At 62.6% G+C, this 16,092-nt stretch carries 15 protein-coding genes; 1 reads left to right on the forward strand and 14 read right to left on the reverse strand.

Annotation, left to right across the window (positions count from 1 at the left end):
* Positions 1-5: 5 nt before the first annotated feature.
* Genes XI08_RS39470 through XI08_RS39500 form a run of 7 tightly spaced genes read right to left on the reverse strand, consistent with a single transcriptional unit; the run spans position 6 to position 7,616 of the window.
* Positions 6-1,016 (reverse strand): NAD(P)H-dependent flavin oxidoreductase, encoded by a 1,011-nt coding sequence (locus XI08_RS39470; RefSeq protein WP_271578561.1) that lies wholly within the window; start codon positions 1,014-1,016, stop codon positions 6-8.
* Between the two features lie 19 nt (positions 1,017-1,035).
* A complete protein-coding gene (locus XI08_RS39475) occupies positions 1,036-2,223 on the reverse strand; it encodes an acetyl-CoA C-acyltransferase (protein ID WP_271578562.1) in 1,188 nt (395 codons plus the stop codon).
* A 13-nt stretch (positions 2,224-2,236) separates the two neighbouring features.
* Entirely contained in the window at positions 2,237-3,367 is a 1,131-nt protein-coding gene (locus XI08_RS39480; RefSeq protein WP_271578563.1) for an acyl-CoA dehydrogenase family protein, read from the reverse strand.
* Positions 3,368-3,392: 25 nt separating this feature from the next.
* A complete protein-coding gene (locus XI08_RS39485; protein ID WP_271578564.1) occupies positions 3,393-4,574 on the reverse strand; it encodes an acyl-CoA dehydrogenase family protein in 1,182 nt (393 codons plus the stop codon).
* Positions 4,575-4,586: 12 nt separating this feature from the next.
* Positions 4,587-5,324 carry an SDR family oxidoreductase gene (locus XI08_RS39490; RefSeq protein ID WP_271578565.1) on the reverse strand — a complete coding sequence of 246 codons (738 nt, stop codon included), beginning with the start codon at positions 5,322-5,324 and terminating at the stop codon, positions 4,587-4,589.
* A 45-nt stretch (positions 5,325-5,369) separates the two neighbouring features.
* A complete protein-coding gene (locus XI08_RS39495; RefSeq protein WP_442869904.1) occupies positions 5,370-6,923 on the reverse strand; it encodes a class I adenylate-forming enzyme family protein in 1,554 nt (517 codons plus the stop codon).
* Between the two features lie 54 nt (positions 6,924-6,977).
* A complete protein-coding gene (locus tag XI08_RS39500) occupies positions 6,978-7,616 on the reverse strand; it encodes a 2-hydroxychromene-2-carboxylate isomerase (RefSeq protein ID WP_271578566.1) in 639 nt (212 codons plus the stop codon).
* 207 nt (positions 7,617-7,823) lie between these two features.
* Between XI08_RS39500 and XI08_RS39505 the strand changes: the two genes are divergently transcribed.
* Positions 7,824-8,321, forward strand: coding sequence for a winged helix-turn-helix transcriptional regulator (locus XI08_RS39505; protein ID WP_271578567.1), 498 nt, complete (start codon positions 7,824-7,826; stop codon positions 8,319-8,321).
* Positions 8,322-9,078: 757 nt separating this feature from the next.
* On the opposite strand, the gene XI08_RS39510 is transcribed toward XI08_RS39505, so the two are convergent.
* The 7 genes from XI08_RS39510 to XI08_RS39540 are packed head-to-tail and all read right to left on the reverse strand — an operon-like array spanning position 9,079 to position 16,025.
* Complete coding sequence (locus XI08_RS39510; protein ID WP_271578568.1) at positions 9,079-9,840, reverse strand: SDR family NAD(P)-dependent oxidoreductase; 762 nt, start codon at positions 9,838-9,840, stop codon at positions 9,079-9,081.
* A 21-nt stretch (positions 9,841-9,861) separates the two neighbouring features.
* Positions 9,862-11,601: a nitrilase-related carbon-nitrogen hydrolase gene (locus XI08_RS39515; RefSeq protein WP_271578569.1), complete on the reverse strand. Its 1,740-nt coding sequence runs from the start codon at positions 11,599-11,601 to the stop codon at positions 9,862-9,864.
* A gap of 14 nt (positions 11,602-11,615) precedes the next feature.
* Positions 11,616-12,605 (reverse strand): acetamidase/formamidase family protein, encoded by a 990-nt coding sequence (locus XI08_RS39520; protein WP_271578570.1) that lies wholly within the window; start codon positions 12,603-12,605, stop codon positions 11,616-11,618.
* Positions 12,606-12,635: 30 nt separating this feature from the next.
* Entirely contained in the window at positions 12,636-13,355 is a 720-nt protein-coding gene (locus tag XI08_RS39525; protein ID WP_271578624.1) for an ABC transporter ATP-binding protein, read from the reverse strand.
* Position 13,356: 1 nt separating this feature from the next.
* Positions 13,357-14,073 carry an ABC transporter ATP-binding protein gene (locus XI08_RS39530; protein WP_271578571.1) on the reverse strand — a complete coding sequence of 239 codons (717 nt, stop codon included), beginning with the start codon at positions 14,071-14,073 and terminating at the stop codon, positions 13,357-13,359.
* Complete coding sequence (locus tag XI08_RS39535; protein ID WP_271578572.1) at positions 14,073-15,137, reverse strand: branched-chain amino acid ABC transporter permease; 1,065 nt, start codon at positions 15,135-15,137, stop codon at positions 14,073-14,075. Before XI08_RS39535 ends, XI08_RS39530 begins: the two co-directional genes overlap by 1 nt.
* A 15-nt stretch (positions 15,138-15,152) precedes the next feature.
* Positions 15,153-16,025: an ABC transporter permease subunit gene (locus XI08_RS39540; RefSeq protein ID WP_271578573.1), complete on the reverse strand. Its 873-nt coding sequence runs from the start codon at positions 16,023-16,025 to the stop codon at positions 15,153-15,155.
* Positions 16,026-16,092 lie beyond the last annotated feature (67 nt).

The following is a 16,092-nucleotide window of genomic DNA, read 5'->3' on the forward strand; positions in this document are numbered from 1 at the left end:
CCTCGTCAGGCGACCGCACGGGTCCGTGCAGGCTCGATCGTCCCGTCAAGGAATCCAGTCAGCCGCTGGCGGATGATCGCCTCGGCCTCGGCCATGATGCGGTCGATTAGCTCCTTCACCGTCGGAATGTCGTTGATCAAGCCGACCACCATGCCGCAGCTCCAGGCTCCGGCATCCATCTCGCCGTTGATCATCACCTTCGGATAGACGCCCGCGACCTGCTCGTGGATGTCGCCGATCTTCAACGTGGCGCCCTTCTCGCGCTCGATCTCGAGCAGTTCGTCGACGCCCTTGTTCTTCAGCACCCGCTCGGTGTTGCGCAACGCGCGCATCACGAGGCGCGTATCGAGCTCGGTGGCGTCAAGCAGCGCCTGCTTCACATTGGGATGGACCGGCGCCTCCTTGGTGGCGATGAAGCGCGTACCCATGTTCATGCCGGCGGCGCCCATCGACAGCGCTGCGACCAGGCTGCGCGCATCGGCCATGCCGCCGGAAGCCACGAACGGAATCTTGAGCTCGTCGGCCGCGCGCGGCAGCAGGATCATGTTAGGAATGTCGTCCTCGCCGGGATGGCCGCCGCACTCGAAGCCATCCACGCTCACGGCGTCGCAGCCGATCTTCTCGGCCTTCAGCGAATGCCGCACCGAGGTACATTTGTGGATCACCTTGATGCCGGCTGCCTTCAGCGCCGGCATATAAGCTTCCGGGCTGCGGCCCGCGGTCTCGACCGCCTTGATGCCGCCTTCACGAATCGCGGCGATGTATTCCGGATAGGGCGGCGCCGACAGCGTTGGCAGGAAGGTGAGATTCACGCCGAACGGCTTGTCTGTCATGTCGCGGCAACGCGCGATCTCCCTGGCTAGGAGCTCCGGCGTTTTCTGTGTTAGGCCGGTGATGATACCGAGGCCACCGGCGTTGGACACCGCCGCCGCCATCTCGGCAAAGCCCACATAATGCATGCCGCCCTGGATGATCGGGTGCTGGATGCCGAACAGTTCGGTGATTGCTGTCTTCACGTGAAAGCTCCGTTTCCGATCAGTGAACGATTTCGAACAGGCCGGCCGCACCCATGCCGCCGCCGATGCACATGGTCACCACGCCATACTTCGCCTTGCGCCGCCGGCCCTCGATCAGGAGGTGGCCAGTCAGCCGCGAGCCGGTCATGCCGTAGGGATGACCGATCGCGATCGAGCCGCCATTGACGTTCAGCTTGTTGGGATCGATGCCAAGCTTGTCGCGGCAATAGATCACCTGAACCGCGTAGGCTTCGTTGAGCTCCCAGAGATCGATGTCATCGATCTTGAGATTATGACGTTTGAGCAGCCGTGGGATCGCCGCGACCGGACCGACGCCCATCTCGTCGGGCTCGACGCCGGCAGCCACAAAGCCGCGGAAGATGCCGAGCGGCTTCAGGCCTTTCTGTGCGGCGATCTTGTCGCTCATGATCACGCAGGCCGAAGCGCCATCGGAGAGCTGACTGGCATTTCCGGCGCTGATGGTCTTGCCTTCGAACACCGGCTTGATCTTGGCGAGGCCCTCTGCCGTGGTATCCGGCCGTGGGCCTTCATCCCGGCTCAACGTGACCTGCTGATAGCTGACCTGCTTGGTGTCCTTGTCTACCACCGCCATTTTGGTCGTGATCGGCACGATCTCGTCGTTGAAGCGGCCGCCCTGCAAGGCCGCGCCGACACGGCGCTGGCATTCGAGGCTATATTCGTCTTGCTGGTCGCGGCCGATCTTGTAGCGGTCGGCGACCACTTCGGCAGTCTCCAACATCGACATGTACATCTCCGGCTTCATCGCCATGAGATCCTGGTCGACGGCATGGAACTTGTTCATGTGATCGTTCTGTACCAGGCTGATCGACTCGATGCCGCCGCCGATCGCGATCTCGACGCCGTCGAGCATGACCGAGCGCGCGGCGACCGCGATCGCCTGGAGACCGGAGGCGCACTGCCGGTCGATCGTGGTGCCGGCGACAGTCACCGGAAGACCGGCGCGGATCGCGCCCTTGCGGGCGACGTTCATCACCATGGTGCCCTGCTGCATGGCGCAGCCCATCACCACATCCTCGACCTCACCAGGGGCAATCCCGGCACGCTTCACCGCCTCGGCCATCACATGGCCGGCCAGCGTCGGACCATCGGTGTTGTTGAGCGCGCCGCGATAGGCCTTGCCGACGCCGGTCCGCGCGGTGGATACGATGACTGCTTCAGTCGTCATGTCTGCCTCTCTGCTAGGCGGCCGCATCGAGCTGCGCGTAACGCAACACGTGAAAGGCGGGATCGCCGAACTGGATGTTGATGGAGGAAATCCGCTTGAAATAATGCCCGACGTTCAATTCGTCGGTCATGCCCATGCCGCCATGCAGTTGCACGGCCTGGTCGGCGATGAACTTGCCCGCGTAGCCGATCTTGGACTTGGCGCCCGACGCGAGCCGCGAGACAGCGGCCTCGTCTGCATCCAAGCTGAGCGTGAGGTGCTGCATCAACGAGAGCGCCTCCTGATGGGCGATGAACATATCGACCATCCGGTGCTGCAGCACCTGGAACGAGCCGATCGTCGTGCCGAACTGTTTGCGGGTCTTGGAATAGTCGAGTGTCGCGGCATTCAGCTCGGCCATCGCACCGACCGCCTCGGCAGAGAGCGCACCAATGGCACGGTCGCGGCAGACTTCCAGCGCGGTCACCGCCTCGCCCTCCTCACCCAGCAATTGGCCGGTAACGCCGCGCAGGCTGATCTCGGCTGCACGGCGACCGTCGATCGTCTTAAAGCTCTGCAAGTCCAGGTTGGCGGCGTGGCGGTCGACGACAAAGAGGCTGACGCCGCTGCGATCGCGCGGCTGACCGGAGGTGCGTGCCGAAACGATCAGATAGTCCGCCCAGGGCGCGGCGACGACCGCTGTCTTTGCGCCGGTCAGCACGTAGCCCTTACCCTCGCGCCGCGCCATGGTGGTGACGTTGGCGAGATCGAAGCGTGAGCTCTTCTCGGTCCAGGCCAGCGCCCAGATCATGCTGCCGGCGATGATGTCCGGAATGAAGCCCTGCTTCTGTTCCGCGCACCCGACGCGCTCGAGCAGGCCGCCCGCGAGCACCACGGTCTCGACGAAAGGCTCGACCACGAGATGACGGCCGAATTCCTGCATGATGATCATGGTCGACAACGAACTCCCGCCGAGGCCGCCTGCGTCCTCGGAGAATGGCGCCGCCAGCAGGCCCAGCTCGGCGAAGGCCTGCCATTGGCTGCGGCTGTACCCTTCTTCGCTCGTAACGATCTTGCGGCGCGCATCAAAACCATACTGGTCGCGCAGCAGGCGCTGGACGCTGGACCGGAGCAGCTCCTGCTCTTCCGTGAACTGGATATCCATTCGCTTCCTCCGGTGCCGCCGTGCGCTAGAGACCGAGCACGGCCTTGGCGATGATGTTGCGCTGAATCTCGTTGGATCCGCCGTAGATGGAGAGCTTGCGCGCGTTGAGGTACTTCTCCGATGCGGTGTGACCGTGATCCGGCCCCGGCATGAAATGGTTGGCGCTGACCGGATGCTCGCGGATGGCGAGCCCGTAGTTGCCGATCGCACGGTGGGTCAGCTCAGTAATGTCCTGGAAGATCTCGGTGCCGCGGATCTTGAACAGCGAGGCCGCCGGCCCCGGATCGATGCCACGGGCCATTTGCGCGACGACGCGCAGCTCGGTTGCCTCCAGTGCCAGCACGTCGAGCTCGACGCGGGCGATGTCCTTGATGAATTCGAGGTGGGCGGGATCGTCTTGCGGGATCTCCGCCTTGACGATCGCTTTCAGTTTCGCGATGTAGCGTGTCGAGCGGCCGATGCCGGCCATGCTGGTGCGCTCATTGCCGAGCAGGAACTTGGCGTAGGTCCAGCCCTTGTTCTCCTCGCCGATCAGGTTTTCGACGGGCACGCGGACGTTTTCGAGGAAGACGTCATTGACCTCATGCGAGCCGTCGATGGTGATGATCGGCCGCACGGTGACGCCCGGCGACTTCATGTCGATCAGCAGGAATGAAATGCCAGATTGCGGCTTTGCGGCCGGATCGGTCCGCACCAGGCAGAAGATCCAGTCGGCGTGCTGCGCGAGCGTGGCCCAGGTCTTGTGACCGTTGACAATGTAATGGTCTCCGTCGCGCACCGCCTTGGTGCGCACGGTGGCGAGGTCCGAGCCCGATCCCGGCTCCGAATAGCCCTGGCACCACCAGTCCTCGCCCGAGAGAATCCGCGGCAAAAACTTCTGCTTCTGGGCCTCGTTCCCGAACGTATAGATAACCGGGCCGACCATGGTGACACTGAACGCCAGTGGCGGCATCGTGCCGGCGCGCGTGGTCTCCTGCTCGAAGATGAAGCGGCGAGTGATGGACCAGTCGGGCCCGCCATATTCCTTGGGCCAGAGCGGCGCGATCCAGCCCTTCTTGTGGAGGATGCGATGCCACAGCAGCATCTGCTCCTTGGAAAGGTCGGTCTCCGGATTGGGGACGCGCATTTCGGCCGGATAATGATACTTGATAAATGCGCGGACTTCGTCGCGAAACGCCGCGTCTTCCGGGGATAGCGCGAGCTCCATGGAACGCGCTCCCTACCACTTTTCGCCGAAGGGACGGATCTCGAGCTCAAATGTCCAGGCGCTCTTGGGTTGCTGATAGAGCTGCCAATAGGACGTCGCCACCGACGCCGGCGGCATCAGCAGGTCCGGATTATCAAGTGCATCGGGGCCGAGCGCTTCGAGCCGGCGCTGGCGCACCCATTCGGTATCGACCCCGGAGTCGATGATGAGGTGCGCGACATGGATGTTTTTCGGCCCGAGTTCGCGGGCCATCGCCTGCGCGACCGCGCGCAAGCCGAACTTGGCGCTGGCGAAGGCGGCATAGCCGGAGCCGCCACGCAAGCTTGCAGTGGCGCCGGTGAAGAAGATGTTGCCACCTCCGCGCGCCAGCATCAGCCGCGCGGCCTCGCGGCCGGCGAGAAAGCCGGAGTAGCACGCCATCTCCCAGACCTTGCGGAACACCCGCTCGGTCGTCTCGAGGATCGGGAAATTGACGTTGGCGCCGATGTTGAAGATGCAGACCTCGAGCGGCGCGTGCTTGTCGGCGTCGCTCAGGAAGGCGGTGATCTCCTCCTCCTTGCGCGCATCGAGCGAGCGCGCGTGGATCTCACCGCCGGCGGCCTCGATGTCCTTGACTAGGGGCGCGAGCTTGTCGCCATTGCGGCGACCGGCGAAGACTGTGAAGCCCTCGGAGGCGAACTTCTTGGCAATCTCGCCGCCGATGAAGTCACCGGCGCCGATCACCGCAGCCGTCCTGTTTCTCTTCTGCATGAAACTTCTCCAGCCTTCTGAGATGTTGAAGCGATCTCGCCCGCTTCAGCTGCGTAGCGATTCCGCCAGCTTGTGCTTCAGGAGCTTGCCGGTCGACGTGGCCGGCAGCGCGTCCATGAGGATGATCTCGGACGGCCGCTTGTAGGAGGTGAGCTCCGGCGCGACATGCGCCATCACGTCCTGCGCAGTCGCCGAGGAGCCTTTGAGCAGCTGGACGAAGGCCACGATCTCTTCGTTGCCCACGACCGGCCGCCCGACCACGGCGCATTGCACCACGTCGGGATGGGTGCTGAGCACCGCTTCGATCTCGGCCGGATAGACGTTGAAGCCGGACCGAATGATCATCTCCTTGGTGCGGCCAACGATGAACAACGCATCGCCCTCGAAGCGCGCGAGGTCGCCGGTGTTGAACCACCCGTCCGGGTCGATCGCCTTCGCCGTGAGGTCGGGCGCGCGATAATAGCCGCGCATGACGTTCGGTCCGCGGACATGCAGCTCGCCGATGTCGCCGTTCGTCACGATGGTGCCGTCGCGCGCCACGATCCGGGCCTCGATACCCGGCACGAGGGTGCCGACAGAATTGTCGCTGCGCGGCGCCTCGGGCCGCACGCCGGAAATGCCGGGCGAGCATTCGGTGATGCCAAAGGCGTTGCCCAGCGGAAGACCGAGCTCTTTCTCGACCCTTGCCTTGAGCTCGAGGTCGAGCGGGGCGCCTGCGACGCTCATCAGCCGCAGCGCCCCGCGCTCCAGCCTCTGCAAGCCCGCCATTTGCTTGTATTCCAACAGCCGCTGATAGGTCGCGGGCACGCCGTTCAGAAGCGTGATGCCTTCCTCGGCCAGCGCCGTGGCAAGCGCCGCGGGATTGTATTTGGTGACCAGTCGCGTGACGCCGCCGACCATCAGCGTCATCGTCAGCAGCGAGATGCCGACAATATGCGAGATCGGCAGCACGCAATACTGCACGTCGTCAGCCGTCATGCTGCGCAAAGTCGCCGTGGTCCTGGCCGAAAACAGCAGGTTCCGATGCGTGAGCATGACGCCTTTCGGCGTTCCGGTCGTGCCGGACGTGTAGATGAGCACCGCCACCTGGCGTGTGCCGTCAGCCTCGACCGGCTCGGTCTGCGTGTCCTGGTTCAGGGCAGACACGCCGATGCCGTGGAGCGGCCCGACATCCCGCACCGCAGCGTCGTAACGCGTCGCGTGCGCGGCCGCCTCTTCGGAGACCTTTGCCGTGAAGAACATGCGCCGGGCACCGCTGTGATTCCTGATCTGATCCAGCTCACGCGGCGACAGCCGCGGGTTGGCGACAATCGCCCAGGCATCGAGGCGGCTTGCGGCGAACAGGAGGCAGGCGAGCGCGATCGCGTTCTCGCTGACGATCATCATGCGATCGCCGGCGCGGATGCCAAGCGCGCGGAGCGCCTCCGCCGTAGCACCAACCGCCCGGTCGAGTTCGCGATAGGTCAGTCTGGCATTGTCTTCGATCAGCGCCGTCCGGTCGGGAGTGGCGGCAACATAGGGGTCCATGACCTCATGGATGCGCTGCGGCAACGCATTCGTGATTTCGGCCGCAACCTGCTGCCAGTTCGCCAATGACACCTCCCGTTGAAAGGCCCTTTGCGGGCTCGGTTCGTTCCGGATGCCTCCGCGCGGTCAGGCGCTCTTGCGCTGTGCCGAGCTCAATTGCGCAAGGATTTCGTCCTCGACATCGCGCAGACTGTCCTTGCCAAAGTAGATTTCGTTGCCGACGAAGAACGTTGGCGAGCCGAACGTGCCGCGCGCCACCGCGCTGCCTGTGTTCTCGATCAGCTTCTTCTTGACGTCGTCCTTCTGGGCACGGGCGATGATGCGATCGATGTCCAGCCCGGATGACAGGAACGCATCGCGAAACACCTGCGCATCGTCCATCTTCTTGGGCTCGACCCACATGTGGTGATAGGCGGCACGGAAGTAGGGCTCGAACATCCCCTCGAACTCGGCCGCGACAACGCCGCGCATCAGCATCAGCGTGTTCACCGGGAAGAACGGATTCGTCTTGAATTTGGTGATGCCCTGGCGGCGCAGGAAACGCTCGGTCTCGAGCGCATTGTATTCCGGCTTGTTCTTGATCCCGCGCAGGGACTCCGCGGGCGACATGTTCCCGGTCGCCTTGTAGACGCCGCCGAGCAGCACCGGCACGTAGTCGAATTTGACTCCCGTTCGCTCCTCGATGGCCGGCAGCGCAAGCTCGGCGAGGTAGGCGTTGGGACTGCCGAAATCGAAGTGAAACTCGACCTTGAGCGGAGCTGCCATGGAACGCCCTTCCCTTCGATGACGGCAATCGTTCGCCACCTGATTGATCGTGGCGCCCAGTCCTATAGTTCTATTTTAGAACTGTCAATATGATCATCATCATTCAATTGCGCCGATTCCGCGCAGAATGAGGCATCCTATTGAAATTTAGTGAGTTCTGATTTAGAATTTCTTTTTGTAGATGCCGCAGATCGACTGGAGACGTTGATGAAATGGGATGCTCTCGAAGAGGAGCCGTGCTCGCTGGCCCGCACCGTGGCGGTCATCGGCGACCGCTGGAGCCTGCTCATCCTGCGTGAATGTTTTCTTCGGGTCCGCAGATTCGACGAGTTCCAGTCGTCGCTTGGCGTGACCCGGCACCTCTTGGCCGACCGGCTGAAGAAGCTCGTGCGCTTTGGCGTGCTGCGCAAGATTCCCTATCAGGATGCACCCAAGCGCTACGAATACATCCTGACGCAGAAGGGTCTCGACCTCTATCCGATCATCATGTCGATCGTGCACTGGGGCAACATCCACATGGTCGACTCGCGCGGACGGCCGTTGCTGCACGAACACAAGAACTGCCACAAGATGTTCGACCCCGTCATGGTCTGCTCCGAATGCGGTGAGCCGCTGAGCGCAAAAGCCGTCCACGTGCATCCGGGCCCCGGCGCGCGGAAATCCTCACCTGCGCGTGCGAAGGCCGTCGAGCACGAGACGAAATGACAGCCGACCGAACAAATGCATCAGCGGCCTGATAGATTTCGATGTAGCGGCTGCTCTTCTGCTTGGCGAGACGCACGAATACCAGAACGAGGAGTTCAAGTATCGGTCGGGAGTTCCAACACCAACCGAGGTGCTTGCCAGTGCGACAACGACCGCCCTTGTGGCCGGCGACGCGCGTACGTTGGTCGAGTCTCGAGAGGCGGAAAGCCTGCCTGCGTCTCCGACAGGTTCAAATCCCGGATCTGCAACCATCTCAAATTACCTTTTCAGGCGGTCGCTTAGCGTTACCCTCGAAGGCAAAGATCACGAGCACGCGACGTAATGGCCCCCACAGGCCAGCACTCACGTCATTGAACAAAATCGTGGTCTAGCGCGCAAAAGCGCAGTTTTGGTGCCCAGGTGCGGAATCGAACCACCAACATCAGCATTCTTCACCCTTACGCTGAACAGCGGCCCTCCCCCACCGACGAAACGAAGACAGGTCCGTTCGCCAAGCGAAAAACGAGATCAGCTTCTCAGTCGCAGGTGGCGGTCCTGCTCTTGTCAATTCGATCGCGTCCAGCCCGACGTCCGCATCATCCCTCAGACCGACTGCTCAAATTTGCCGTCGATAGATTTTTCTTGATCTCTCGGTGCACATGTCTTGCACACGCGGCCATCTAACCAATTGAAAAGCTTGAACTCTCGCTCCAATCCATCATCATGGGCACATTTGAGCTAGCGAGGTCCAACGCGAGGCAAACGCCGATACATTTTCCTACAACTGCACCCCACGCGTGAGTGCGCCGTCGACGACAAGATTTGTGCCCGTGATGAAGCTGGCCGCGCGGCTGGCGAGAAACACTACGGCGTTAGCCATTTCCTGCGGCGTTCCCATCCGACCCATCGGGTTGAGGGCTAACGCAGTCTTGTAGAGTTCGGGATTGTTATCCTTGATCATGTTCCAGACCCCGCCATCGAAATAGGTGTTGCCCGGGGAGACCGAGTTCGCGCGAATACCCTTCCCTGCGAGCTGATTGGCTAGTCCCTGCGTGTAGTGGATGATCGCCGCTTTGAAGGTGCCGTAGGGACCCGCGGCGAAATCGACCTCGCGCCCTGAGACACTGGAAATGGTGACAATCGCGCCGGCGGCACTCTTCTCTAGATAGGGCATGGCCGCATTCACCAGCCGAACCGTACCCATCATGTCGGTCGAAAACTCCTTCTCCCAGCTTTCGTCGTCCTGCCCGATGGCAAGCGCGCTGACATTGGCGACGACGACATCGATGCCGCCGAGCTTGGCCGCCATATCGCCGACCCAAGCCTTCAGTACTGCCGCATCGGAGACGTCGACCGCACCGCCATAGGCCGCGATGCCATTGGCCTTGAGCGCGGCGGTCGTGCTCTCGACCTCGGCCAGATTGCGAGAGCACACGCCGACATTGGCGCCTTCGGCAGCAAATGTCTCGGCGATCGCGCGGCCGATTCCCTTGGTGCTTCCCGTGATGAGAACCCTGGCGCCCTTCAGTCCCAGATTCATGGTCGGATTCCTTTTCTTGGTTCAGTAATTGTTCGCAGCAACCTTGACCAATCCACGATAGCTGTGCGGCATGCGCATCGAAACCAGATCCTTTCGACGCACCACATTGGTCGGATAGACGCTGTCCAGATTGGTCGTGTCGACCAGTGCGGTTGCAATGCCCGTGGCGTCGGCCGCGATCGCGTCCTGCCGCGGAAACGCGAACGTGTCCGGACCGAACACGCCGCTCAGCCCGGGATAGCCGCGTTGGGAATCGACGACATTGGCGAAAGCGAAAAACAGGTTGTTCTCGCCCGCGCGAACGCGAAAATGATGCCAGTGATACTGATCCGGGCCGGTCGGAATCGGCTTTGGCTGCCCCACCTCTGTGCCGGCATGCGACGAACTGAAGCGCCCCTTGATCGCGGCGGGACACGCAATGAGATCGCAGCCGCGCAGCGCCAAGACCCGGCCCGCTTCCGGGAAAGATGCGTCGTGACCGATCAGCAGCCCAATGCGGCCGATCGGCGTGTCAACAACGGTCCAACCGTCACCGGCCGTGGCCCAGCTTTGTTCGTCGGCCGCCAGATGCGTCTTGCGATAGACGGAGATGCTTCCATCGGGCGCTACCAGGCAAGCGCTGTTGTAGACCAGATCGTCGTTGCGCTCGGCGAGGCCGCAGACGAGATAGAGGCCAAGTTCCCCCGCAAGCTTGCCGAGGCTAGCAGTCGCCGGCCCCGGTATCGGCTGCGCCGACTTCGCGGGATCGGTCAGGCCTGTCACTGCTAACTCCGGAAAGACGACAAGCTCCGCCCCCTCTGCTTTTGCCGCCCGCGCGTACGCCTCGATCTCCTTCATATTTTGAGCGGCGTCGTCACCAGGCGCAAATTGCGCGACGCTAACCTGCGACGTCTTGCCGGCGGGCCAAGGCTCGTGGCCATAGAGGCGGAAGAAGTCACGCGGATTCCAGCTGAATGTGTCGGTGAGCAGTTCCGGATAGAGCTCCGGCCGTCGCTGCGCGAACACGGCCTCACCGAGCACGCGGCGCACGCGGGCGGCGTCGAGGTCGATCTCGGACAGCAGGACTCCATCGCCCTTATCAAGCACAGCCGTCACCTGCCCGTCCGGCGCGATCACGCAGCTGCCGCCGCTGAATTGCACCGTGCGTTCGAGCCCCCATCGATTGCTCTCAATGAGGTAGCAGCCGTTCTCGAAAGCGCGGCTGATCCAGTAAGGCGCAGGCGTCCGCTCTGCCAGCCAGTTGGAGATATGGCAGATGACGTCCGCGCCCCCGAGCGCCATCAGCCGCGCGGTTTCCACGAAATGGATGTCCATACAGATCAGCAGTGCGATCCGCCCGATCGGCGTCTCGAACACCTGGTTGTGCAGATCGCCCGCCGCCGCCCATTTCGGCTCGGAGATATAGGGATGCGTCTTGCGGTGGTGACCGACAACGCCGTCGGGGCCGATCAGGACGGCTGTGTTGAAGTAGATGCCGTCCTCATCCACCTCCGGCATGCCGACCACGATGTAACAGGCGTGCTTGCGCGCCAGCGCCGCGAAACGGTTCGTGGTTGGCCCCGGGACCGTCTCGACAAAAGGCGCGACCTCGGCACGGTCGAACCAGCAATAGCCCGTCGTTCCCATTTCCGGCGTGACGATCAGCTTTGCGCCGGCAGCCGCCGCCTGCTCGCAGAGATCGAGCAGGCGCGCAATGTTGCGCTCCTTCTCGAACATGGTCGGCTCGAACTGGACGGCGGCGACTTTGTGTATGCGCGACATGGCCTGGCTAGTCCTCAAACGAGATAGGACTTCTTGATGGAAGCGCCGAGCGTATATTTGGGATCGACCATGTTGCCGACACGCATGCGCCCGGCCTGAGTTAGCAGCATGTAGGCGTCGATCTCGTCGAAGCCGTAGTCGGCCGCCATCCAGCGGCAGAGCTCGCGATAGGCGATGCGGGCGGCATCCTCCATCGGCCGCGCCGAGCCAATGGTCATAATGAACTCCTTCGTCTCGAGCCGCGGCCACGCAATGGTCCAGCCCTTGATCAAGTCGATCTGAACCGTGGTCACGGTCGGATGCTCTATGGCGACGCCGCAGAGCTCGCCATCGCCTTGTGCGGCATGGCAGTCGCCGAGATAAAGCAGCGCACCCTCGGTGTTAACCGGCAGGTAAATGACGGCGCCGACACCGACATCGGGAAGGTCCATGTTGCCACCGTAATAGTCCGGAACCAGCGACGAGATCGCCTCAATCTCCGGCGAGGTGCCGATGGTGCCTATGAAGGGTTCATAGGGCAGCGTGATCTTGTCGTTCCACTTCGTTCCGGTCTTGGCATCGATCTCGAGTTTTTTGACTCGCTCGGGCAGCGCGGGATTGAGCAGCGCAGTTTGGCCAGTGCTGACCAACCCTCCGAAGTCCGGCATGACCACGGTGGTGCCGCACGGCTGCGGTCCCCGTGGCACGATGCTTTCGATATAAACGGCCAGCACGTCGCCTTTTTCGGCGCCATTGACGTGGATTGGTCCGTTCTGCGGATTGAGGAACGGAAAGTTGAGAATCTTGGACGGGCTATCGGTCTCGTGCTTGATTGCGCCTTCGAACGCGTCATGCGTCTCGGCGGAGACGACGGCGCCCGGATCGACCGTCAGCACCGGCTTCACATAGGGGCCGTAGACATAGTGGTACTTGCCTTGCTCGGTTTCGGTGATCCTGTATTCCTTGCCGCGCTCGCCCTTGGCGACACCCTTGCGGGCCATAATCGAATCGTTTTGCCAAGCCATTGCCGTTCTCCTTGGTTATAGGCGTCGCTCTCAAACCGCGAGGTGGCGGCGCATCTCCGCCTCATCGTCGAGCGCCGAGCGGTTAAGGCTTGCGACGATGCGGCCTTTGTCCATGACGTAGCAGCGCTGCGCCATGGCGCGGATCACGTCGAGATTCTGCTCGACCAGGATGATGGTCACACCGGTCCTTCGGTTGAGCTCGACCATGTTGCGCGCGATATCCTGGACGATGTTAGGCTGGATGCCTTCGGACGGCTCGTCCAGCAGGATGAGACTCGGATTGGCAATCAGGACCCGCCCGATCGCGAGTTGCTGCTGCTGGCCGCCGGACATGGCGCCGGCACGCTGGGTCCAGCGCTCGGCGAGAATCGGAAACGCCTCGACAATCTTGCGCCGACCCGCCTCGGGGATGCCGCTGCCCTTGATCGCGGCGCCGACCGCGACGTTCTCGCCGACGGTCAGCCGCGGGAACACGTCGCGCCCCTGCGGCACATAACCCATGCCGAGGCGGGCCCGCTTGTGCGCCGGGAGAGATTCCACCGCCACGCCGCGATAGACGATCGAACCGCTCATCGCTGGCACCAGCCCGATCAGGCTCTTCATCAGCGTGGACTTGCCGACACCGTTGCGTCCGATGACAGCGACGATCTCGCCTTCCCGCACCTCGATCTCGATTCCTTGCAGGACGGGCTTGCCGCCATAGCCGGCGCGTAGAGCCAGCGTCGAGAGGATCACTTCCTTACGCCGCATATCAAGCATGGGCCTGCCCCAGATAGATCGCCGCCACACGCTCGTCGGCCACGATCTCGTCGATCGAGCCTTGCGCAAAGACCTGGCCGAGATGCAACACGGTCACGCGCTGGGCAACCTGGCGCACGAAGGCCATGTCGTGCTCGATCGCCAGCACAGTCATGCCATCGGCATTGAGCCGCTGCACCATCTCCCCAGTCATGTGGGTTTCCTCCGGCGACATGCCGGCGGTCGGCTCGTCGAGCAACAGAAGACTCGGTTTCAAGCTGATAGCCATGCCGATCTCAAGCCACTGCTTCTGGCCGTGGCTAAGATTGCCGGCGGTCTGCGCCTGCTCGCTCTCCAGTCCGAGGAAGACGAGCAGTCTGTCGATCTCCGCTTCGAGTTCCCTACCGCGATGTCGGCTCTGTAAGGCGATCTCAAGGTTCTGGCGGACGGATAAGCCCTTGAACACTCCAGGCACCTGGAACTTGACCGACAGTCCGCGGCGAATCCTCGCAAAGGACTTCAGCGCCGTGATGTTCTCTCCCGCGAAGAGGACATCGCCGCTGCCGGGATGGTGCTCGCCGAGGATCAGGCGGAACAGCGTGCTCTTGCCGGCGCCGTTCGGGCCAATCAGGCAGTGGATCTCACCCGTCTCCAACGTGAGGTCAACGGCATTGGTGACGTGCAGGCCGCCAAAATGCTTGTTCAGTTTACGAAGCTCGAGCAACGACATCAGCCGGCCCTTTGGGTGACGCGCGCGGCAAGCCGTCCGAGCCAGTTCATCGTCCCGAGCACGAGACCGTTCGGGGCGATGAGGACGGTCAGCACCAGCAGCACACCCATGAAAACGAGCGCATACTGGCTGCCGTAGATCGTGAGCGCCTGGAATGCCGCCAGCACCCCCAGCGTGCCGACCACGGTCGAGGTCAGATCACTGCGCCCGCCGACCGCAACCCAGATCAGCGGTAGCGCCGCTGCCGTCATACCCATGCTAGATGGCGTGATATATTGTCCCCACGCCGTGTAGAGCACGCCCGATATCCCCGCGAGCACGGCGCCAATGACGAAAGTGATGAGCTGATATTTGCGCACATCGTAGCCCAGCATCTCCGCCCGTTCCGGGTTCTCGCGAATCGCGACGATCACGTTGCCGAACGACGAGTTCATTAGGATGCGCAAGGCCAGATAGACGAAGACCAAGAGGCCAAGCACGAAATAGTAAAGCCCAACATCAGCGAATAGCACGATCGGCTCGCCCGGCCACGGGATGGTCAGAGGCGGCATCGCGCTCATGCCGTTGAAGCCGTTGAGCCGCGCGCTACCAATGTGCCACTCCGGCCCCGCGGTCTGCGCCATGAAGCGCTCCAACATCAGGGTCACGGCGAGCGTGACGATGCCGAGGAATACGCCGGCGATGCGGCCGAAAAACATGAAGTAGCCGAGCAAGGCCGCAAAGAGCGCCGCAATCGCGATCGCTGCCACCAGCGCCACCAATGTGAATCCATAGGCCGAACCGAAATTGAGGGTTAGGACGCCGTAGCCGTACCCCGCGATGCCGAAGAACGCGGTTTGCCCGAAAGACAGTGAGCCGCCATAGCCCCAGATCAGGCAAAGGCTGAGAGCGATGAACACCCAGACGAAGAAGTAGACGGTGTTGCCGACCGTGTAGCCGTCGCTGAACAGCGGATAGGCGAGCGCGATCATCATCACGACGGCAAACAGGCTCCAGAAGGCTGGACCACGACCGACGGTCTGCGGGCCTTCGAGACGACGAAAGAAAGAGACGAAACCACTCACGACGCCATCACTCCGTCAGGTGCGTTCGCGCAGCACGAAGCCGGAGATGCCCTTCGGCAGCACCCGGACCACAATGATGACGGCGACCAAAAGACCGATCTGGCCAAACAGCTGTCCCTGCCACGACGTCATGGCCGATTTCACCACTGCCAGCACGCCCCCGGCCGGCGCGGTGCCGAGGAAGACGTCGGCGCCGCCGATCACCACGGTGACGAAAGCTTCCATGATGAAGGTCGCGCCCATGGTCGGCACCAGCGTCATGGTCGGCGCATAAAGGCCGCCGGCAAGGCCTGCGAGCCCCGCCCCGCAGGCGAAGGTGAGGCTGTAGATCAGCCGCGTGTCGACGCCGAGTGCCGCCGCCATATGCGGCACCTGAATGGTGGCACGCGCCAGCACGCCGAAGCGCGTCCAGTTGAACAGGGCGTAGAGACCCGCGAGCACGCCGAGTGCGGCGCAGAACAGCACGATGCGATAGATCGAATAGGAATAGTCACCGACCTGGAAGCTGCCAAACGGCGTGCCGACACCAGCCATGGTCGATCCGACCATGATTAGCGTGCCTTGCGTCGCGATCAGGCTGAGCCCCCAGGTCGCGACTATGGTGTCGAGCGGCCGGTCGTAAAGATGGCGGATGACGGTGAGCTCGACCAGGACGCCGACCAGCGCGGACACGATCGTTCCTACCAATATCCCTAGCGGCAACGGCAGGCCGGCATGCACGGTGGCAGCCGTCACATAGGCGCCGCACATGATGAACTCGCCATGGGCGAGATTGATCACGCCCATCATGCCAAAGATCACCGCAAGCCCGCAGGCCGACAGCACCAGAAACGCGAAGGCGTCGCCGAATTGATAGAGTGCAGAAAATGCGAGGGTCGCGATGTCCATGAACCTGCCAGACTGGTGAGAGAAGCGGCGTTGCCGCCGCGAATGTCCGTGATCGCCCCGGCGTGCC

Source organism: Bradyrhizobium sp. CCBAU 11361, assembly GCF_028128935.1.
GTDB classification, from domain to species: domain Bacteria; phylum Pseudomonadota; class Alphaproteobacteria; order Rhizobiales; family Xanthobacteraceae; genus Bradyrhizobium; species Bradyrhizobium niftali.